The organism is Paenibacillus sp. JNUCC 34 (assembly GCF_058269055.1).
Map to the genome: position 1 here is coordinate 4,012,837 of NZ_CM177770.1, position 19,775 is coordinate 4,032,611.

Below are 19,775 nucleotides of genomic sequence, written 5' to 3' on the forward strand. Positions count from 1 at the left end.
ATTTGACTCTATTTGCCGAATAAGCCTGCTTATTCTACATTTGCGGCTTGTTCACGAATCTTCTCCAGTTCCGCTTTCATTTCGACAACACGGTTTACCAGAGTCAGATGATTGGCTTTCGATCCAATCGTATTGACTTCCCTGTTCATTTCCTGGATCAGAAAATCCAGTTTGCGTCCCGTAGGCCCCTTCTGATGCAAAAGCTGTCTGCATTGATTGAAGTGGCTATGCAGACGAATCAATTCCTCATCAATATTGGAGCGCTCCGCAAACATAGCGACTTCCATTCCAAATATATGTTCATCGAAAGTCAACGAGCCGTCGTTCAAGACCTCCAAGCGCTGACGCAGGCGTGTCCGGTATTCAGCTGTGACGGTCGGAGCAAGGCTCACCATCTCTGTCTGCAAAGACTGAAGGCGTTCAATCCGCTGCTCCATATCTTGGGCTAAATGAGATCCTTCTGCACTGCGCATTTGCATCAGTCCATCCAGAGCGCTGTCAAGTCCGCCGCATAACATTTCGCCCCATTGCTGGCGCTTATCTTCGCCCGGCTGCTCACTTCGGCTGATCAGAACTTCAGGCAATGAAAGAATGTCACTAATTGTTGGCTTCCCTTCAATGCCGTAGCTTCCTAATTCATCCGCGGCTTTCAAATAAGCCTTAACCATGGCATGATTAAGGACCGCCGAGGAGTTCTCGCCGTCGCTTTCTTTATTAATGTAAACATCGATCCGCCCACGTCCGATGCGGGACTGTACGGTCCTTCTTAGAGAATCTTCAAAGCAAGCCCATTCACGCGGCATCCGAAATAAAACTTCGCAATACCGGTGATTCACTGACTTCACTTCAAAGGTAACCGTATAACCCTCAAATTTGATGGCGGATTGACCAAATCCGGTCATACTTAATGACATCGGAATCACATCCATTATACTATTGTAATTGATAACTATTAATGAAACAAGGGGGACAATCGGCGGCCGGATAACTCCCATACGTATTCCGTCAGCTGGGCCGTCATCTCATAAAACATAAACGGAGTCATCAGATATATGCCTTTAAAATGCTCGGCTGCGACATCCAATAGTTCTTTCCCAATTTTCACTCCCATAACCCGGCCCTCTTCACCTTCAAGCCCAGCCATTCGTCCACGCACTTCGTCGGACAACTGGATACCAGGCACTTCATTATGAAGATACTCTGCATTCCTACCGCTTGCCAATGGCATAATCCCAATAAAAATTGGAATGTCCAGATGCTTGGTGGCTTCCCTCAACCTTACGATGAGTTCCGGATCATACACCGGCTGAGTCATCACATAGTCTGCACCGCTAGCTATTTTTTTCTCCAGTCGTTGCACCGCTTTATCAAGATTCCTTACATTCGGATTAAACGCTGCCCCAACAACGAACTTTGCCCTCTGCTTCAGAGGCTTGCCCGAGAAAGCTACGCCCTCGTTCAGCTGCTTGATCATCCGTATAATTTCAAAGGAGGTCAGATCATAAACAGAGCTGGAACCCGGTAAATCTCCGAACCGGGCAGGATCGCCTGTGACAGCCAGCACATGATCAATTCCCAGTGCATCAAAGCCCATCATATGGGACTGCGTTCCAATCAGGTTTCGGTCCCGGCAAGCGATGTGGATCAAAGGCCGTAGACCGGTACGGCTATGAACAAGATGGCCAAGTGCCATATTGCTCATCCGGGTGACAGCCAGCGAATTGTCAGCCATCGTCAGCGCGTCTGCTCCCGCTCTTTTTAACGCTTCAGCGCCCTTCATGAATTTTGTAATATCCAGATCACGAGGCGGGTCCAGTTCGACAATGACCGTATGCCGTTCCTTTACAAGATCGACAAGTGTAGGTTCGCCGCTTCGTTCCACTCCTAGTTCCTGATCCAGATGTTCATGCAGCACGATCCGGTCTCGGTCCGAGTCTTCATTAGAAGGCTCCGGCAGAGGAGACGGAATGTAGTTCATAAGAGCAGATGAAATCTCGGCGATATGTGCCGGTGTCGTCCCACAGCAGCCCCCGATAATTCGGGCCCCCATGTCAGCAAACTTCACCGCCATTTTCCCGAAGTATTCAGGACTGGCTCCGTAACGGTATTCGCCGTCTACATAATCGGCAATCCCCGCGTTAGGAAATACCGAAGCTGGAAGAGTCTTAACTCCCTGCAGCGTCTCCAAGGCACGCAGTATTCCATTCGGTCCGGTACGGCAGTTGAATCCGAATACATCCGCACCTTCCTGAGAAACAATGCGGAACGCTTCAGTCATCGTATGTCCATCAAGTGTTCTGGCGATATCTTCCACAGCAAACTGAGCGATGATTGGCAGATCACTTACCTTCCGCATCTGAGATAGTGCCAGCAGCATTTCCTCTACGTCGTAAAAGGTCTCCAGTACAATACCGTCCACTCCCTCGGTCAGAAGTGAATGAATCTGCTGTTCAAAGTATCTTTTCAGCTCATCGGTCGATATATTGTTCCGCTTCCCTCCACGTATGGAGCCAATGGCACCGACAACGTATCCGTCCTTGCCAGCAGCTTCACGAGCAATGCGCACGCCTGCCCGGTTTATCTCATCTACTTTCGATTCAAGACCATACTTCGAAAGTTTATCGTAGTTCGCAGAAAACGTGTTGCTCTCAAGTATCTGGGCACCAGCTTCTATGTACTGGCGATGTACATCTCCTATGACTTCCGGGGAGGTCAGATTCAACTCCTCATAGGATATCCCTACCGGAAAACCTTTTTGATATAAGAAAGTACCCATCGCTCCGTCCCCGATTAGTACCTTGCTTCCCCAAGCTTGCCGCAGATCCGGTCTCATTGTACTTCCCCCTACCTGACTATAGTTTCATATTAATGTATCATAAATACTTCCCAAAGATAAAGAGCAAGAAGAAACGCTTTTGGTTATCCTTTATTAAGGATGAAGAGCGTTTCTTCGAGAAATATTGAATGATTTATACGTACGTGAACCATATAAAATAAATTTCCATCCCGATATTACTGTACCCCTTCAGCCGCAGTTACCGGAATCTCTCCTTCATATACCATCTCAGCCGGACCTGTCATATATACATGGTTATCATTCTTATCCCATTCAATGAACAAATCACCACCTTTAAGTGAGATGACAGCAGCCCGATCCGTATTGCCGTTCAGCACCGACGCTATCAAAGTTGCGCATGCACCGGTCCCGCAAGCCAGCGTAGGTCCGGCACCTCGCTCCCACACACGCATATCTACATAATCCCGCGCCTTTACGGTAGCAAACTCAACGTTGATCTTTTTCGGAAAAAACGAGTGACCTTCTAGCTTCGGTCCCCATACCGACAGGTCAAAGTGAACAGCATCATCTACATAAATCACGCAGTGGGGATTGCCCATCGACACAGCTGTAAAGCTGAATTGCCGTCCGTCCACCTCGATCGGATGATTCACTACCAGGTTGTGATCCAGCGTAGTAGGAACCTTCAACCCTTCAAGTATTGGCTCTCCCATATCTACCCTTACGCTTCGGACCTGACTCCCATCCATTTTGAGACTGACTTTCTGTACGCCTGCCCCTAGCGTTTCAATCGTGACCTCGCTGCCATTGACATATCCGTGATCGTAGACGTATTTAGCCACACAACGAATGGCATTTCCGCATTGCTCGGCTTCAGAGCCGTCAGAATTCATGATTCGCATCTTAAAATCGGCTTTATCAGAAGGCAAAATATATACGAGTCCGTCGGCCCCTATTCCGAAAAATCGGTTGCACCATTTTACAGCTAGTTCTGCAGCATTAATCGGTAGATCCTTCTCGCCGTATACGATAATAAAATCATTTCCAAGTCCGTGCATTTTAGTGAATAACATAAGAAAACCCATCTCCTCTGCAGCTGCTAATGGAAATCAGCATACCGCAGCAAGACGGATTTTCAAATTTATTTTATGCCGAAAAATTTGCACTTTTCGTCATCATATCGCGACGGCTACGGTGACGCTTACCGCCCCATACGCTGCCTGCACCCATCAAGAATGTTGGAATACCAGCACCAACAAGCGTGATTGCCCATTCTCTCAGTCCCAGCGGAACCGTTTTAAAGATTGGCTGCAGAGCTTCGATGTACATAACACCCAGCATGAGCAGTACGGAAGACAGCACGGCTAATACCAGATATTTGTTCTGAAGCGGATTCCGGTGGAAAATGGACCGTGAGCTCCGGCAGTCGAACACGTGAATCAACTGAGCCATGACCAGGGTGGCAAATGCGACTGACTGCGCCTTAGCTAGCTGCCCTGCCTGATCCGGTGCCGTCCGCAGCGTAAGCCAGAAGGCTCCCAATGTACACAGACCGATCAGCACACCGCGGCTAATAATTTTCCACCCGAGACGTCTTGCAAATATGTTTTCCTTGGCTCCACGCGGCTTATGCTCCATTAAGTCTTTCTCAGGTTGATCCACTCCAAGCGCCATGGCAGGAAGGCCGTCGGTTACAAGATTCACCCATAAAATCTGAATCGGTACGAGTGGTAGCGGCAGACCCATCATCATAGCAAAAAGCATCGTCAATATTTCGCCGACATTAGAGGCGAGAAGATACCGAATAAACTTACGGATATTTTCGTATATGTTCCGTCCTTCTTCAATCGCGGCTATGATGGTGGAGAAGTTATCGTCGCTCAGTACTAGCGCTGAGGCTTCTTTGGTCACATCTGTACCCGTAATCCCCATGGCTATGCCGATATCCGATGCCTTGATCGCAGGAGCATCGTTGACACCGTCTCCAGTCATTGCAACCACATGTCCCTTTCGCTGGAGCGACTTTACAATTCTCAGCTTATGCTCAGGCGAGACCCGGGCATATACGTATGTCTTATCGACCATCGCATCCAGTTGCTTGTCATCAAGACAAGACAGTTCCTGCCCGGTCATCGAGAGTCCATTTCGTGGCATAATTCCGAGCTGATTCGCGATAGCTTCCGCTGTGGTACGGTGATCTCCCGTAATCATAACCGTCTTAATTCCCGCCCGGCGACATGTTGTGATCGCATCCCGAACCTCACGACGCGGAGGATCAATCATACCGGTCAGCCCCGTAAAGATAAGCTGACATTCAGCCTCTCGTTCAGATTCCGGCTTATCGTGAGAACGAAGATCCCGATATGCCAACCCAAGTACGCGCAATGCAGAAGAAGCCATGGATTCGTTGGCCTCCAGCACCTTTTGCCGGAGCGTTCCGGTCAAAGGTACGACATTGCCTTCCCACAAAATATAAGTACAAGCATCCAACAGCACATCAGGCGCCCCTTTAGTGCATAGCAAGCGTCCGCCTTGGTGACTGACAATGACAGACATCAATTTGCGTTCGGAGTCGAACGGGAATTCCTTATCACGCTGGTAAGAAGCAGCGAGTGTACTCTGGCCAAGCCCCATTTTTGCGGAAAGTGTCAGCAGCGCTCCTTCTGTCGGATCGCCTTTGAGTTCCCAACTGACAGGCTGCGGCTCTTCTTTGTTCTTACGTTTTGAACTTGTTCCTTCAGACGTATTCTCATAAATTTCGGCATTGTTACACAGTCCGCCAATCTGCAGAAGTCTCCGTAAACCTTGATCTGCTCGAAGTTCAACGGGTTTTCCGTCCTTCAGAATTTGACCAGATGGCTCATAGCCTTGTCCCGTAACTTCCAGCATCCGGCCACCAATCCAGGCGCGGGTTACCGTCATTTTATTTTGCGTCAACGTACCGGTTTTGTCCGAACAGATGACGGAAGCGCAGCCTAGCGTTTCAACCGATGGGAGTTTTCTTACGATAGCTTTACGTTTAATCATCCGCTGCACACCAAGCGCCAACGCTATGGTCACGATGGCCGGAAGACCTTCAGGAATCGCGGCAACCGCGAGGCTGACTCCTGCCAGAAACATACCTGTCGCAGGCTGGCCATGCAAAATTCCTGCAACAACAACCAGAACAGTAAGCGCAAGTGAGACGCCGATCAGTATTTTGCCAAGTTGCTCCAAACGATGCTGTAGCGGAGTTTCCTGGGAATCGGTATTTTGAATCAAATCTGCGATTTTGCCCATCTCGGTGTCCATCCCTGTACGGATGACCATTCCCTTTGCTGTTCCGCGGGATACCATCGTGCCCATGTACCCGATATTTTTTAGGTCTCCAAGCGGCACATCATGCTCTGAAATAGGCTCCGAATGTTTGTTCACGGGCAGCGATTCACCGGTTAACGCCGATTCTTCCACACTGCAGCTGCTTGTCTTCAGCCAGCGGACATCCGCTGGAATCCGGTCGCCGCTTTCTACCAGAATAATATCTCCCGGAACCAATCCTTTTGCCGCAATATGGATTACTTTTCCGTCCCGCAGCACTTTGGAAGTAGGCGCTGACAGCTGTTTCAATGCCCGAAGTGAGCGCTCAGCCCGAAATTCTTGTACAAAGCCGAGCACTCCATTAATTAAAATGATGGCGATGATGGTCACGGCATCCAGGTATTCCCCAAGCAGACCAGATACCAACGTGGCACCAAGGAGCACGAGCACCATGAAGTCCTTGAATTGATTCAACAACAGTGTAAAAGGAGATATTTTCTTGCCCTCGGACAGTTCATTCAACCCGCTGGTTTTCCGTCTTTCCCCTGCTTCCTCTTCCATGAGGCCCTGCTGCGGGTGCACTCGCAGCACCTGCTGCAGTTCATCAACATCCATCTGGTGCCATAACTTTTGTTCCATGCTTCCTTTCCCTCCCGGTTGTTTCTCCAGTTCCGGCGGACGACAGCTTTTCCACCTCTCAACGTAAATGTATTCGGACAGGACCATAAATATCACAGCCTGGCCCTTAAGTTTTTACCCGAAGTATGGCATCATAGAGAAGAAAACAAGAAGGGTAACGTAACAGATAGGAGAATGACGAATGGCATTGGACGGTATCGTAACACGGGCGATTGTGAATGAGCTTAAAGCTTATCGGGGCGCCCGGATCAGTAAAATATATCAACCGAACGAACGGGACATTGTGCTCCACATCCGATCACAGAACGGAAACGCCAAGATTTTGCTTTCCGCAAATCCGACGTATCCCCGGGTGCACCTGACGGAAGAGAACTTTCTCAACCCGCCCGAAGCCCCGATGTTCTGTATGCTGATGCGCAAACATTGTGAGAGCGGAATTATCGAGGAAATCAAACAGATTGGCATGGAGCGGATCATCCACATCCGTATCCGGCAGCGGGATGAACTTGGAGATATTTCCTCCAAAACGATCATCATTGAACTTATGGGCCGTCACAGTAACATCATCCTGCTGGATCATTCCACAGGAACCATACTCGACGGAATCCATCACGTTACACCAGCAATCAGCAGCTACCGGATCATTATGCCGGGGGTAGCTTACACCGAACCTCCGCAGCAGAATAAGCTGAATCCGCTGGAGACCGTGCAGGAACAGTTCCGGGAATCTTGTCTGCTCAGTTCAGATGATCCTATCGCGTGGCTGGTAGATTCATTTAGCGGAATGAGTCCTCTTGCAGCACAGGAGATTGCCCATCGGGCCGGTTATACGACTGGTGGAGATCCTTCCGGTACTGAGAAAGACTGCGGCGGGTTATGGAACGCTTTTTCCGAAATCATGACCGAAGTCGCAAACCACCGCTACACCCCCGTGAGCGGAGTGAACACCAAAGGAAAATTGGTATTCTCCGTCATCCCGCTCACAATGCTTCCAGGGCAAACAGAGCATTACGATACCGCTAGCAAATGTCTGGAAGATTACTACGGCGACAAAGCTCAGCGGGATACCGTTAAGCAAAAGGTAAGCGATCTGCTCCGTTTCCTGCAAAACGAGCGTTCAAAAAACATCAAGAAGCTCGATAAGCTGCATGAAGATCTGGAAGAAGCAGGGGACGCTGACCGTTACCGCATTTCCGGCGAACTGCTATTCGCTTCACTGCACAGTATCCAAAAGGGTGACAAACAAGCAGAACTGCTTAATTATTACGACGAGGATCAGCAGATGATCACCATCCAACTTGATCCGCTGCTGTCTCCGTCCGATAACGCACAGCGTTACTTCAAGAAGTACAACAAATACAAAAATAGCCTAGCCGTTATCGATGAACAGCTCATCAAGACCCGTGAGGAGATCAGTTATATTGAAAACCTACTGCAACAGTTGGCTCACGCCTCACTGAACGATATTGACGAGATCCGGGAAGAGCTGATCCAGCAAGGTTACCTACGCGACCGCAGCCGCAAGACACGAAAGAAGAAAAAGAATGACAAGCCTACACTGCACATGTACACTTCATCGGAAGGAATCGAGCTGTACGTAGGCAAAAACAACTTGCAAAATGAATATGTCACGAACCGTCTGGCCTCGTCGAATGACACCTGGCTTCATACAAAAGATATTCCCGGTTCACACGTGGTCATCCGCAGCGACAGTTTCGGGGAAAACACATTGCAGGAAGCTGCCCAATTGGCCGCCTATTACAGTCAAGCCAAAGAATCCAGCAGCGTGCCCGTTGATTACACGCTAATCCGTCATGTTCGTAAACCAAGCGGTTCAAAACCCGGTTTTGTTATCTATGATCACCAGAAGACGCTATTTGTGACACCGGATGCACAGCTCATCAAGAGCCTGCCGAATGTTATCAAAAACCAGAGAAATTAATAGTCGGTTGTCTGTTGTAAGACGCTGCGAGTACTTCGTGTATGACCACTTCAAAAAAAGAAATCTCTCATCAAATTACGGAGAGGTCTCTTCTGTACATTCAATGTACCATGGACCACAAAATTCAATCAGGCCATCTGAGGTGGTCATTCCACCGTCGAATAGACAACAATAAAAGGCTATCATGCAGCGACTGCTTCTCGGTATTTAACCATGAAGCGGTCGTTTAGTTTTTCCAGAATCTATAATGATTGTATAAATCCTGATAGTCTCAGCTTTAAGCTCCTTGGATACACCTTTTTTTCACACCGAACTTCAAACAAAAAAATCCCCTCCGGTCAACAACGTAGATTCATCTTAACAGATGACCTTTTTCGTTGTTAACCTTGAGGGAGTAATACCAAGGATCATTCTTAGGTGCCTGATTATTATGCGATTCACGGTGCTTTTTCTTAAAAAAATTTGTGGGCGGGAAAAAGTCAGCCCACCTCATCGCCCAACCTCCCCCTTGCAATCCGAAGGGACGCGTGTATGAAAGGAATGGAATCGGCTATTTGGGAGAAAGGGTATGCTCGCTAAGTGAGGTGAAGATCACTAAAGTTAGAGGATCCCCATCTTTTAGATGGTTGCTGGAGACTTTCATGGAATCAAAGGATGGTTTTCTTTATGTTTTTTAAGTGGCAAACACGTAGCAGCGGAAAGGACGAAACGATTTCGGAGAAGCGGTAGCGGTAAAAGCTTTCCGAAGGAAAGCTCGCATCGAAAGCATACGCTCTTTGCTCCCGAATTTCTTCCGTCAAGGAATAATTCAAGAAATTCGGGGGCAACAGCGATTGAAGGAACGATTCGTACTTGTAGCGCCTTACAACGCAGATCCAGTTGAACCTTAGATCCATTGAAGACAACCTCTCAGCATTACAACTGACATGATCTCTAACTACGGGCCTATCCCCGCGCAGCCTTCAACTTCTCCAGCACATCTTCAGGCACAGAGCGATTGCCAATATCCCCATGAAACACAGCTCCCTGCCGCTCACCGTGATAATCGGAGCCTGCCGTCACGATCAAACCAAATTCTTCAGCTATTGCCCCATAACGGCGCTCTTCCTCTGGTCCATGATCCGAGTGGAACACTTCAATACCCGATGGACGGGCCTCCTTAATAATTTCCCTTACAAGTCCGTCATCATCATACAGACCCGGATGTGCCAATACCGGCGTTCCGCCAGCCTCTCTTATCCACGAACACGCTTCCTGAGGAGAAATGCGAGGCTGAGCAGCGTAGGCAAGACCTCCGTGCGCCAGGTAACGGTCAAATGCATCACGCATATTCAATGCGAATCCTTTTCGCACGAGTGTGTCTGCTATATGAGGACGGCCAATGCTTTCATCCGGCTTCAAATCCCGATCAAGGCCTGAAATAACCTCTTCCATCGTTATTTCAATACCAAGACTTTGCAGATTACGAATGATTTTCTCGTTGCGCTCATTTCTCGTATTACGCAGATTAGACAGACGGTTCAGAAAATCTTTATCTTCTGTATCTACGTAATATCCAAGAATATGAATGTCCTTACCACCTGCCATGGTGCTAATCTCCACGCCGGGGACAACTGTCATCCCGTAACGATTACCCGCTTCGAGAGCCTCTTGAACACCAGAAACCGTGTCATGATCAGTTATCGCCACAGCGTATAGACCTTTTTCGTACGCAAGGCGTACGTTCTCAGAAGGCTCGTTCATCCCGTCCGAAGCCAGCGTATGTGTATGAAGATCGCAGCCTTTTTTTCTAGCCATTGATGGCGGTTGTTGACCCGAATCCATCCTCACAACTCCTTCCACATCATTTATTCTCTATTCTACCGAACTTTCCGGATCCATACAAAAAGAGCATCCGTGCTTTCGCACACATGCTCTATTTCCGTTTACGGCTGTTTTTTATTAAGGTCATACGCCGGGAGTGACGTAACCAGGAATAATAGGATTTTAGATCCCGGAGTTCAATCGTCTCAGACATCCGTCCGAGAAAAGTCACAATAATCATCCGATGCAACGGGTTTCCGATTAGATCACGTTCGTGTTCCAGCTCTGAAAATTCCGCAACTACGACGAGATCATCATCAATAAGATACACGTCCTGCTCGTTTCTGTAATAAGGCACAATGCGATCCTGTTTCAAACATTCCCACATCCAGGCCCCAATCTCCTCATGAGGAGTATCGTGATGTTCCACCCGATCCGTGTACCGGCTTTTGGCATGATTTGTTATGACGATGTCTGCAATTTTCTTGTCATTTAACGTAATGTAAAACGGTTCGTAGGTGCTCCACCGCTCTGTCCCTTTGTCGCGCATGGATTATCACTCTCCACCCAATGGGTCTTTATGTCTATGTATATATACCCAACATATTACATCATTCCTTAATTATGCACAAGTCAGAAACTTTTTTCTTTGTGAATAGTTCTTGAAAATTAAAAACACAGTTTTCCATGGATTCCAAAAGTTCTATTTTCCTACAAAAAAAACGGCCTCGCGGCCGCTTGTATATTGCATATTCAAATTATCGGCAAGACCCGGGGCTAACCGGAGAAGTTCATTCATGGTCCGAAAAAATTGGTCTTGTCAGGCTCGTTACTGCTGTATTCCGTCTTAATCTCGTTCCGGTACGAACGCTCGATTTTACGGACGTAGGAAAGTCTGCGAATATTCTTGACTGTCTCGTCCGCACGTTCAGCGTTAACGTACATTACAACATATTGCATTCGTCGTGAAATATAGTGCACACTACCGTATTTCTCAAGGTTTCTTGCTGCTTTCACATCACTTACCCAAATAATATAACCGGTTCGTTCCGCCAACATCCTGGTCTCGCCTCTCTTTCATCTCTATCTATTACCGCTCAGATCAGCCACACTGGCAGCCGCCGCCACTTCCGCACCCTTTTTTCGGAAGAGCATTATTGCTTGGTACTTTAATGGTGTCCGACACCGAAAATGCGATTTTCTCAGACATATTAAAGAGCAGATCATCCAAATTCTTCTCAGCAAGCTTAAAGCGTACAACGGCTTCAAAAGCCTCCAGCTCCGCTTCTACCGCACTAACTTCATCTTTGGCTGAATGATAGTTAGGGTGGAAATGACCGAACCGCTGGGTTTCGTTGAACAATTCCTTCTTGGCTTCAAGTTTACTAACCAGGGCCTGGATTCCAAGATCGTTCTCAACAGCCTGTTTCCAATATAGATAATCCGCCACCTCGACGGATGCATTAATCATGTCGCCCAATTCATAGGCGTAGGTGAGCACCTCGGCCATATCAACCGTGTTCAATTCCGATACGCTCATGATCTCATCCCACTTCTTTATAGATTAGTCCGCCCAAAAGGTGGACTTCTTTATCATAGCATAACGAACGCTGCTTAAGAAGAGGGAAACTGCAGTTGAACACCGCCAAAATAATTGAAAGGATGCTGATTAGAACTGCTTATTCCATAGAGAAACGGACGTCCGCCTCAGAATTGACCCGGCACAATCAGTCTCATCTTCTGCCATCCGCCTTCACTCAGCTCAATCTGTTCCGGCTTCTCCGAGTCTGATGAATATATCAGCCCAGATACCCTCCATGGATTACGGAACAGCCGTTTCGGTATAAATTCGGCTTTTTTATTTTCCATACCAAGCTCCACCTTAACCTTCCAATCCAGCGCCTGCTCCATGATTTGCTTAGCTGTTGTACCATGATAACTGCGCCAATCCCTTGTCCACATGACAGGAATCTTTGCAAGTCCGGGAAACAAATCCTGCTTGTCCGGTATTTCGGAATCCGGCTGAAAATAATGCTCATTCCTTCCGCTATATACAAGACCCGAGGATTTGAAATGATCGTAATCCCCTTTTCGGTAAAGGCTGTCCGTTCTTTCTGCTTCTGCTTGCCGGGGTTCCTCTAGCTCCCATTGGCCGGCGGTTTGATCAAAACCGCCAATCTGGCGTTTAGGCGGGAGTCCTGCAACCGTAAGAATTTTTCTAATTTCGGTTACATGTTCGGGCTTTACGGCAAAATACAGGGGGCCCAGTCGATGAATCAACTCCGTCAATTTGGGATGAGCCGCGATCTGATCGCCTTCTTCCACCGTTTCACACTGCAGTACAGTTAGTTCCGCAAATGAAGTTCTGCCTACTTCACGTCCCCACTGTGCGAGAGCCGCCGCCACATTGTCAGGTACACCAGAGAGCGCCTGACTGGCAACAAAACCAGCCACCTGTTCCGGGTTCATCCCCAGATCAGCTGCAAGCGCAACAGATCCTTTGGTAAGACGGTAAACCGACATATGGTCATCGGATACACGTTCTGCACACTGGGCCAAGCTCCAACGTACTGAGAAGGGGGTATCCGGCGGCACCATAACTTCATAGTCCGGCTGAATAAATAAGTATCCTGCAGCAGAAACAGTCTTGTCGTCGATCTCGCCTTTGAGAAGTCGTCCAGCAGGGATTTTCCACCGGATCAACAAATGTTCGTCATTACTTGTGCCTACATCAGCCCAGCCTGCCCCTGCCAGAAAACGGAGCCATGCCTTTCCTTCATCATACAGTTCATTCCTGCGCTCCTGCATCTCAATACCTGCAGCCGTCATTTCGTCCAGCAGGCGGTCCACATCATACCAGACCTCTTCTCTAAAGTCTTTATGACACAACACTTGGCGAAAATGCTGACTTTCCGGATTCGTTCGACCGTATCTTTCCATAATGCTCTGAAAGAGGAGACTATTCATCTGCTCAAGTGACAGGTCGAGCCATTCTTGAAGTGCATCCTCCTTTAACACAAGGGCGTGACTCTCCTTGGTTAGCAACCCCAGACTAAGGAGCAGGTCGAGCAGCACGGCAGCACGTGGAGGGTAGGCATCCGAATGGGCATACTGCAGCCCGATGGCGGCAATATCCGATCCTGTAAGGCCCTCAGGTTCATCCAGCTTTTGAATATGCTTTTTATGTACTGTACCTTTTAAAGTTAGCGGAAAACCACCATTCTTCGCACCGTACACCAACGCATTAAACACATCCAGAGCCAATCCCGGCTTCGCCTCAAACGACAGAGCCGCCGCAGGAACTTCCTCCAGAGCCTGGGATGGTGTAAAAAAAGCTTCCTGCACAAACAGCAGTCTTTCCGAGGGAATGAAGTATAATCGCTCACCCCAGGCTTTCTTGACTGCTTTCACCCATCCGCCTTGCCTGAGACCCAAAAAGGCAGTCAGCACTTCAGCTCCGCTAAGTGGCCGGATATCAAGAGAAAGCAACTTTTCCTCATCAAATACCTGACCAGCAAAAGAAATCCAAATCCGATACAATACGCTTTGTTCCGATGTTGATAATTGGCGGGGTGACCTGTCTTGAATATCCATCATGTCGTACCTGCTGCCTCCTTTCCGGGTTCAGTGCCGTCCTCGAAAGCTTGAGAACCCTTATTTCCGATAGAAGGCTCCGTCACGGTCCGATACTGATAGCCCTGCTCAATAAGAAACAGTTGCCTGCGAAGTGCGAATACCTCTTCCCGGCTATCCTGTGAAACGAGCGCGTAGAAGTATGCCTTGTTATCGCCAGCCTTCGGACGAAGAATACGACCAAGCCTCTGTGCCTCTTCCTGTCTTGAACCAAAGCTGCCGGATATTTCAATGGCCACCGAAGCATCCGGCAAATCCACTGCAAAATTAGCTACTTTGGAGACGACAAGAATTCGCTGATCTCCTCTCCTGAAAGCAGCATACAGCTCGTTGCGCTGGTGTTGTGGCATTTGACCCGAGATGAGCGGAATTTCCAGCTCCCTGGAGATCGCCTCCAGTTGGTCCAGATATTGTCCTATAATGAGAGTCTGAGCACTGGAATGACGCTCCATTAGCCTCTCTACTACGTCCATCTTCGCAGGATTTTCCGATGCCAGACGATACTGCTCGCGGGTGCCGGCATAGCGGCATTGTTCCTTCAGGCTGTCTGTCATGGGTACCCTCACTTCCACACAATCCACGGCGGCAATCCAGCCTTTTTCTTCGAGCGTCTTCCAAGGCATTTCATAACGCTTTGGGCCGATCAAGGAGAACACATCATGCTCCCGACCATCTTCTCTGATCAATGTTGCCGTTAAACCGAGTCGCCGGGTTGCCTGAATGTCTGCGGTTGCCCGAAACACAGGTGCAGGAAGCAAGTGAACCTCATCATATATAATCAGTCCCCAATTTCTTTCGTTGAACAATTTCATATGGCGGAGCTCGTCCTCTTTGTTCTGGCGATGAGTCAGTATTTGATATGTGGCCACCGTCACCGGCCGTACCTCTTTACGCTGACCCGTATACTCCCCGATATCGGAAGATTGGAGTGAAGTCTTCTCCTGCAGCTCCGCGATCCATTGCCGGACCGAGGTCGTATTGGACGTCAGAATCAGTGTCTCGCATTGAAGCTCCCGCATCGTCGCCATACCGATGACGGTCTTTCCTGCGCCGCAAGGAAGCACGAGTACACCGCTTCCCCCTTTTCCTCCACTATCCCGAAACGCTTCCGCCGCCTCCTGCTGATAATCACGTAGGCGGAAAGATGTACGATTACTTTGACCGTGCTTTGTTTCTCCTGAAGTCTCATCCGCCTTGTACAGCCTGTTTGTTCCAAGTCTGCCGGAGCCTTCTACCTCATACGCTTCACCTTGCCAATGAATCCGAAGAAACTGTCCATCCTGATATCCGGCGTAATCCATCACGGGGTACCCAAGACGCGTCAGCTCCTGCTTCAGCATCCCTCTTCGTTCCGAGGGAACCTCCGCGACCGTATTCGTCAAAAAGGTTAGTCCAGCCATAGATAAGGAGGGCTGCAGTTTAATCTCATGCATAAGTTCTTCATCTTCACATCGGAGGATAAGCGACTCTTCACGTTCTGGATGTTTCAATAGCGTGAGCTGTCCGTATCTTGATACAAGCTGTAAAATTTCCTCTAGCAGGACAGAAGGCACGTCGAAGCGGGATAGTGACTGAAGGCTTCCGCATATTTGTTCGGCATTCCATCCCGATGCTACTGCGTTCCACAAAGACAAAGGAGTAATCCGGTATGTATGAAAAGAGGGCGGACTTTTAACCAAATCAGCATATCGTGACAACTGTTCACGGGCTTCTTTAAAACCGGAATGCTCCACTTCCAAGAGGATCGTCCGGTCTCGCTGGACAATGCACGGTTTGTCTTTTATCAATTGTATTCCTCCTTGGCTATTCCTATAGATTTGGCTGTATTCGCAAAAAGAAGCTCATCTCCGTCTGAAAACGGATCTGAACTTCCCCAAGTTCACTGTTCCCAATTTATCCCGGTTCCATGCGGTGCTTGAAACGCTTGAACTCTCTTAAACCTCTCAGGTCATCCTTGAGCAAACTCATCTTGATAGGAGCGCACCATTTCGATCATCAGCTTTAGCCCGTGCAGCATCGCATCCTCGTCGAAATCAAATCTTGGGTGATGATGAGGATAGACAGCGTCCTTTTCTGGATTCCCCGCTCCCACAAACATAAAGCATCCCGGTATTTCACGCAAATAGTAAGCAAAATCCTCAGCTGGCATGATTTTAGGAGAAAGATGAACCTGATTCTCTCCAAAAATGCGCGGAGCCGTCCGGAAAAAGCGCTCTGCTTCATTCTCATCATTCACAACCGCGGGATAACCGCTGAGATATTCAATCGCGGTTTCGGTTCCGTATGCTTCGGCTGTCATCCGAGTGATCGACTCTAATCGGGTACGAATAAGCTTACGTGTATCTTCATCAAATGTTCGGACTGTTCCGGTAATCCGGCATCGGTCGGCAATCACATTTTGAGCAGAACCGCCTTCGATGGTTCCTACCGTGACGACTGCCGGCTGCAGCGGGTCGACCGACCGGCTGACAATGGTCTGCAGCTGCATAACGAGAGCAGAACCTGCCACGACTGCATCAGCGGTCACGTGGGGCATCCCACCGTGTCCGCCCCGTCCGATAATGTCGATAAAGAACTCATCCGCAGCTGCCATTACAGGGCCGGGCGTGCTTGCTGCCGTCCCAAGCTTAAGCGGTGTCCATAAGTGCAAGCCGTAAATGACATCCGCTCCGTTTAGTACGCCTGCTTCAATCATTCCCAGGGCGCCACCAGGGCACGCCTCTTCCGCTGGCTGAAACATAAACCGGATTTCTCCACGGACCGTCTCCTGAATTTGCCGGAAGTAAGAAGCAGCTGCCAGAAGGATAGACGTATGTCCGTCATGACCACAGGCGTGCATTACACCTGTTACAGTGGATTTGTACTCACAACTCTTCTCATCCTGAATCGGCAGTGCGTCCATATCCGCACGAAGCACGATCGTCTTTCCCGGCTGCCCTCCTGTTAGAACCGCCATCACTCCATGACCACCCATTCCCGTGGTTACTTCGTAACCCATTTCACGTAAACGTGCCTCGACAAAAGCGGATGTCTTCTCTTCCTGAAAAGACACTTCAGGGTGCATATGTAAATAACGCCGCCATTCCACCATTTTCGGAAACAGCTGTTCCAAGTATACTTGCTCGTTCATATCAATCATCCTTCCCCCCGCCTGAACGGCTCAATCTAGCCTCAGCAATCCATGAAGTGTACACAACACGCGCGCATGTCCCAGCATTTCTTATCTCTTAAAATAAAATTGCACTTGCCTATTAACGAGCGAGGCCATGTGGTAAGCGCTTCCTACATATTGGATTTCACCGCACAATACGCCCGCTTCTTCCTCACAAGAACTTTCATTAATTTTATTGTAGCAGAAAAAAGACGGCCTACATATTCTTATTATCAAAATATTCCTTCTGTTTACATTCCGTCTCTTCTTGTAACAACAACACGCCCGACCTTACGATTGGCGGGCTATCAGGCTTGCACAAGTTCTTGAAAAATACTATCATATTTAAAGAACTTTGTAGGGACTAATTAAGGAGGTTATTAACGCCATGATTTTTGAGAATACGGGCTTGGACGGCTTAAAAAGTGAATTGGCTTATCTCGATGAAAGTGCCGAGAAGGTAGGCTTTATCCGCTGGCAGTGGGAGTACTACCGCGCTACATATGATTTGAAAATTGAAGATAAGAAGAGCGATGCAGAATACTTCCTTCGCATCAATACCCGCGCTGTGGAAGGAAAACTGGAGAAACCCGACACCGTGCTTCAAATTGAAGCCGTTTACTTGGGAAAAGCCACATTCCCGCATGGTCTGGAATATGACACTCCGGCTCCGCAGCCTATTCTGAACGTTGCCACGAAGAAATTGCAAGAACTAAAATTGCTGCTGGAAGCGTAACGGTAATGTTATGAAAACAAACAAACCACAGCCCAAGAGAGGGACGCCGGATTTCCAGCTGCTGATCCTTACCTTGCTGTTGGTGGGATTCGGATTGCTCATGGTGTTCAGTTCCAGCTCCAGCTTGACCGTCTTTAGCCAGAAATGGGGACACGACCCGCTTTATTTCACCAAACGTCAACTTATTTTTGCGATTGTCGGTACCTTTGTGATGCTGGTCGCGATGAACATCAATTACAAGAAGTACAAAAAGCTATTTATACCCGTTTTTTTCTTATCGTTAATCATGCTGATCCTTGTTGTAGTCGTCGGAAAAACTACCAACGGTGCTTCCAGTTGGTTTCATCTTGGTCAACTAGGCATTCAGCCGACAGAATTAGCCAAGATCGCCACGATTATATATTTGGCTGCACTGATAACGAAGAAAGGGGAAAGGATCCGTCAATGGAAGGGCGGTTTATTCCCGGTTTTGATTATCGTAGGGGTTGTTGCTGGTCTGATCATGCTTCAGCCCGATTTAGGTTCTACCTTTATCCTTGTGGCCACTTGCGGACTTATTATCTATGCCGGCGGGGCAAGCATGAAGCATATTACGGTATGTATTTCGCTTGTCGCGCTCGGACTCGCTTTGACAATCGGAGTCGGCTCCCTATTCGAATCTTTCTCGGGCAGAGATGAGCAGCAGGCGGCAAGCAGTAACTACAAAGTCGGCCGGATTGAGGCTTACTTCGATCCCTTTAAGGACCAATCCGGTACAGGATATAACCTGGTCCAATCCCTCATTTCCATCGGCCAGGGGGGTGTAACCGGGGCAGGATATGGTGAAGGCGTGCAGAAACTTCATTACTTGCCTAACCCGTACAACGACTTTATCTTTTCCGTTATCGGGGAAGAATTCGGGTTTATAGGTACCTCGATATTTTTAATGATTTATCTGTATTTTATATGGAGGGGAGTTATCGTTGCTCTCCGCTGTCCAGATCCTTTCGGAACACTTACCGGCATAGGGATTATGGGTCTCATCGCTATTCAGGCGTTTATCAATATTGGCGGAGTAACCAACACCATACCAATTACGGGTGTAACTCTTCCATTCATCAGCTACGGTGGATCTTCCCTAATGGTTATGATGCTCGCTATGGGAATCATGCTTAGCATCTCTAGAGAAAGCAACCGTCCCGAGAAGGAAGAACATGTAAAATCCGTCATTAAAAAAGACTACCGGGCAACCCGGTAGTCTTTTTTGGTTCATATTTCCTTATTCTGATTGGCCTATTTCGTGCGATTCGGAATGTCATCAATCTCATCGTCCTTGAAAGCGACGCCTTCGACTTTGACATTAACTTCGACAACTCGAAGTCCTGTCATGCTCTCTACAGCTTCACGTACGTTCTGCTGAAGCATACGGCACACTTCATGTATCGGTGTCTCATACAGCACAATAATGCGCAGGTCAATCGCTGCTTCAAGTTGGCCTACCTCCACTGTCACACCTTTTTGTACATTTTTACCGCTAAGCCGTTTCGCCCAGCCCTCAGACAATCCACCGGACATTGCTGCGATCCCTGGAGTCTCCAAGGCAGCCATTCCGGCGATTTTCGAGACGACATCATCCGATATCCGAATCAAACCGTTATCCAGTTGAAGTTGTTCCGCCATGTCAAATCCTCCTTCATCCTCATTATCCGTTATTGTAAATCCTAACAGGCCTAAAAAGCAAATGCTGGTTAACACTTGCGTTTATTTTAGTCAAAGTTTGGGGTATATTGTAAAAGAA

Annotated in this window: 15 protein-coding genes; 3 read left to right on the forward strand and 12 right to left on the reverse strand. The window is 48.3% G+C overall.

All coding sequences use genetic code 11. The features are described 5' to 3' along the window. Positions 1–29 precede the first annotated feature (29 nt). The 4 genes from AC2TF5_RS18865 to AC2TF5_RS18880 form a co-directional block, all read right to left on the reverse strand. On the reverse strand, positions 30–914 hold the full coding sequence (locus AC2TF5_RS18865; RefSeq protein WP_491298711.1) for a YicC/YloC family endoribonuclease: 885 nt from the start codon (positions 912–914) through the stop codon (positions 30–32). Positions 915–952: 38 nt separating this feature from the next. Beyond that, entirely contained in the window at positions 953–2,833 is a 1,881-nt protein-coding gene (locus tag AC2TF5_RS18870) for a bifunctional homocysteine S-methyltransferase/methylenetetrahydrofolate reductase (protein ID WP_491298712.1), read from the reverse strand. A gap of 179 nt (positions 2,834–3,012) precedes the next feature. Next, complete coding sequence (gene dapF / locus AC2TF5_RS18875; RefSeq protein ID WP_491298713.1) at positions 3,013–3,870, reverse strand: diaminopimelate epimerase; 858 nt, start codon at positions 3,868–3,870, stop codon at positions 3,013–3,015. Positions 3,871–3,943: 73 nt separating this feature from the next. Beyond that, complete coding sequence (locus AC2TF5_RS18880; RefSeq protein ID WP_491298714.1) at positions 3,944–6,733, reverse strand: calcium-translocating P-type ATPase, SERCA-type; 2,790 nt, start codon at positions 6,731–6,733, stop codon at positions 3,944–3,946. A gap of 181 nt (positions 6,734–6,914) precedes the next feature. Between AC2TF5_RS18880 and AC2TF5_RS18885 the strand changes: the two genes are divergently transcribed. Beyond that, complete coding sequence (locus AC2TF5_RS18885; RefSeq protein WP_491298715.1) at positions 6,915–8,675, forward strand: Rqc2 family fibronectin-binding protein; 1,761 nt, start codon at positions 6,915–6,917, stop codon at positions 8,673–8,675. A gap of 945 nt (positions 8,676–9,620) precedes the next feature. On the opposite strand, the gene AC2TF5_RS18890 is transcribed toward AC2TF5_RS18885, so the two are convergent. The 7 genes from AC2TF5_RS18890 to AC2TF5_RS18920 all read right to left on the reverse strand — a co-directional run bounded on the left by AC2TF5_RS18890 (position 9,621) and on the right by AC2TF5_RS18920 (position 17,250). Next, on the reverse strand, positions 9,621–10,499 hold the full coding sequence (locus AC2TF5_RS18890; protein WP_491298716.1) for a PHP domain-containing protein: 879 nt from the start codon (positions 10,497–10,499) through the stop codon (positions 9,621–9,623). Between the two features lie 91 nt (positions 10,500–10,590). Further along, positions 10,591–11,028, reverse strand: a complete 438-nt coding sequence (locus AC2TF5_RS18895; protein ID WP_208914815.1) for a hypothetical protein — start codon at positions 11,026–11,028, stop codon at positions 10,591–10,593. Between the two features lie 245 nt (positions 11,029–11,273). After that, positions 11,274–11,537: a YlbG family protein gene (locus tag AC2TF5_RS18900; RefSeq protein ID WP_491298717.1), complete on the reverse strand. Its 264-nt coding sequence runs from the start codon at positions 11,535–11,537 to the stop codon at positions 11,274–11,276. Between the two features lie 43 nt (positions 11,538–11,580). After that, a complete protein-coding gene (locus AC2TF5_RS18905) occupies positions 11,581–12,018 on the reverse strand; it encodes a YlbF/YmcA family competence regulator (protein ID WP_491298718.1) in 438 nt (145 codons plus the stop codon). A gap of 167 nt (positions 12,019–12,185) precedes the next feature. Beyond that, the gene (locus AC2TF5_RS18910; RefSeq protein WP_491298719.1) at positions 12,186–14,075 is read right to left on the reverse strand and encodes a helicase-associated domain-containing protein; all 1,890 of its coding nucleotides are present in this window, start codon (positions 14,073–14,075) and stop codon (positions 12,186–12,188) included. Continuing rightward, positions 14,072–15,898: a DNA repair helicase XPB gene (locus AC2TF5_RS18915; RefSeq protein ID WP_491298720.1), complete on the reverse strand. Its 1,827-nt coding sequence runs from the start codon at positions 15,896–15,898 to the stop codon at positions 14,072–14,074. Before AC2TF5_RS18915 ends, AC2TF5_RS18910 begins: the two co-directional genes overlap by 4 nt. Positions 15,899–16,059: 161 nt before the next feature. Beyond that, positions 16,060–17,250 (reverse strand): M20 family metallopeptidase, encoded by a 1,191-nt coding sequence (locus AC2TF5_RS18920; protein WP_491298721.1) that lies wholly within the window; start codon positions 17,248–17,250, stop codon positions 16,060–16,062. Positions 17,251–17,650: 400 nt separating this feature from the next. Between AC2TF5_RS18920 and AC2TF5_RS18925 the strand changes: the two genes are divergently transcribed. Further along, positions 17,651–17,998, forward strand: coding sequence for a YugN family protein (locus tag AC2TF5_RS18925; RefSeq protein ID WP_241932957.1), 348 nt, complete (start codon positions 17,651–17,653; stop codon positions 17,996–17,998). Positions 17,999–18,008: 10 nt separating this feature from the next. Continuing rightward, on the forward strand, positions 18,009–19,235 hold the full coding sequence (gene ftsW / locus AC2TF5_RS18930) for a putative lipid II flippase FtsW (protein WP_491298722.1): 1,227 nt from the start codon (positions 18,009–18,011) through the stop codon (positions 19,233–19,235). A gap of 35 nt (positions 19,236–19,270) precedes the next feature. Here ftsW and AC2TF5_RS18935 read toward each other — a convergent pair whose 3' ends face one another. Further along, positions 19,271–19,657, reverse strand: coding sequence for an Asp23/Gls24 family envelope stress response protein (locus tag AC2TF5_RS18935; RefSeq protein ID WP_491298723.1), 387 nt, complete (start codon positions 19,655–19,657; stop codon positions 19,271–19,273). Positions 19,658–19,775 lie beyond the last annotated feature (118 nt).

Coding starts and splice junctions, on each gene's coding strand:
- AC2TF5_RS18865 (WP_491298711.1), bottom strand. CDS start 914: ATGTCATTAAGTATGACCGGATTTGGTCAATCCGCCATCAAATTTGAG.
- AC2TF5_RS18870 (WP_491298712.1), bottom strand. CDS start 2,833: ATGAGACCGGATCTGCGGCAAGCTTGGGGAAGCAAGGTACTAATCGGG.
- dapF (WP_491298713.1), bottom strand. CDS start 3,870: ATGTTATTCACTAAAATGCACGGACTTGGAAATGATTTTATTATCGTA.
- AC2TF5_RS18880 (WP_491298714.1), bottom strand. CDS start 6,733: ATGGAACAAAAGTTATGGCACCAGATGGATGTTGATGAACTGCAGCAG.
- AC2TF5_RS18885 (WP_491298715.1), top strand. CDS start 6,915: ATGGCATTGGACGGTATCGTAACACGGGCGATTGTGAATGAGCTTAAA.
- AC2TF5_RS18890 (WP_491298716.1), bottom strand. CDS start 10,499: ATGGATTCGGGTCAACAACCGCCATCAATGGCTAGAAAAAAAGGCTGC.
- AC2TF5_RS18895 (WP_208914815.1), bottom strand. CDS start 11,028: ATGCGCGACAAAGGGACAGAGCGGTGGAGCACCTACGAACCGTTTTAC.
- AC2TF5_RS18900 (WP_491298717.1), bottom strand. CDS start 11,537: ATGTTGGCGGAACGAACCGGTTATATTATTTGGGTAAGTGATGTGAAA.
- AC2TF5_RS18905 (WP_491298718.1), bottom strand. CDS start 12,018: ATGAGCGTATCGGAATTGAACACGGTTGATATGGCCGAGGTGCTCACC.
- AC2TF5_RS18910 (WP_491298719.1), bottom strand. CDS start 14,075: ATGATGGATATTCAAGACAGGTCACCCCGCCAATTATCAACATCGGAA.
- AC2TF5_RS18920 (WP_491298721.1), bottom strand. CDS start 17,250: ATGATTGATATGAACGAGCAAGTATACTTGGAACAGCTGTTTCCGAAA.
- AC2TF5_RS18925 (WP_241932957.1), top strand. CDS start 17,651: ATGATTTTTGAGAATACGGGCTTGGACGGCTTAAAAAGTGAATTGGCT.
- ftsW (WP_491298722.1), top strand. CDS start 18,009: ATGAAAACAAACAAACCACAGCCCAAGAGAGGGACGCCGGATTTCCAG.
- AC2TF5_RS18935 (WP_491298723.1), bottom strand. CDS start 19,657: ATGGCGGAACAACTTCAACTGGATAACGGTTTGATTCGGATATCGGAT.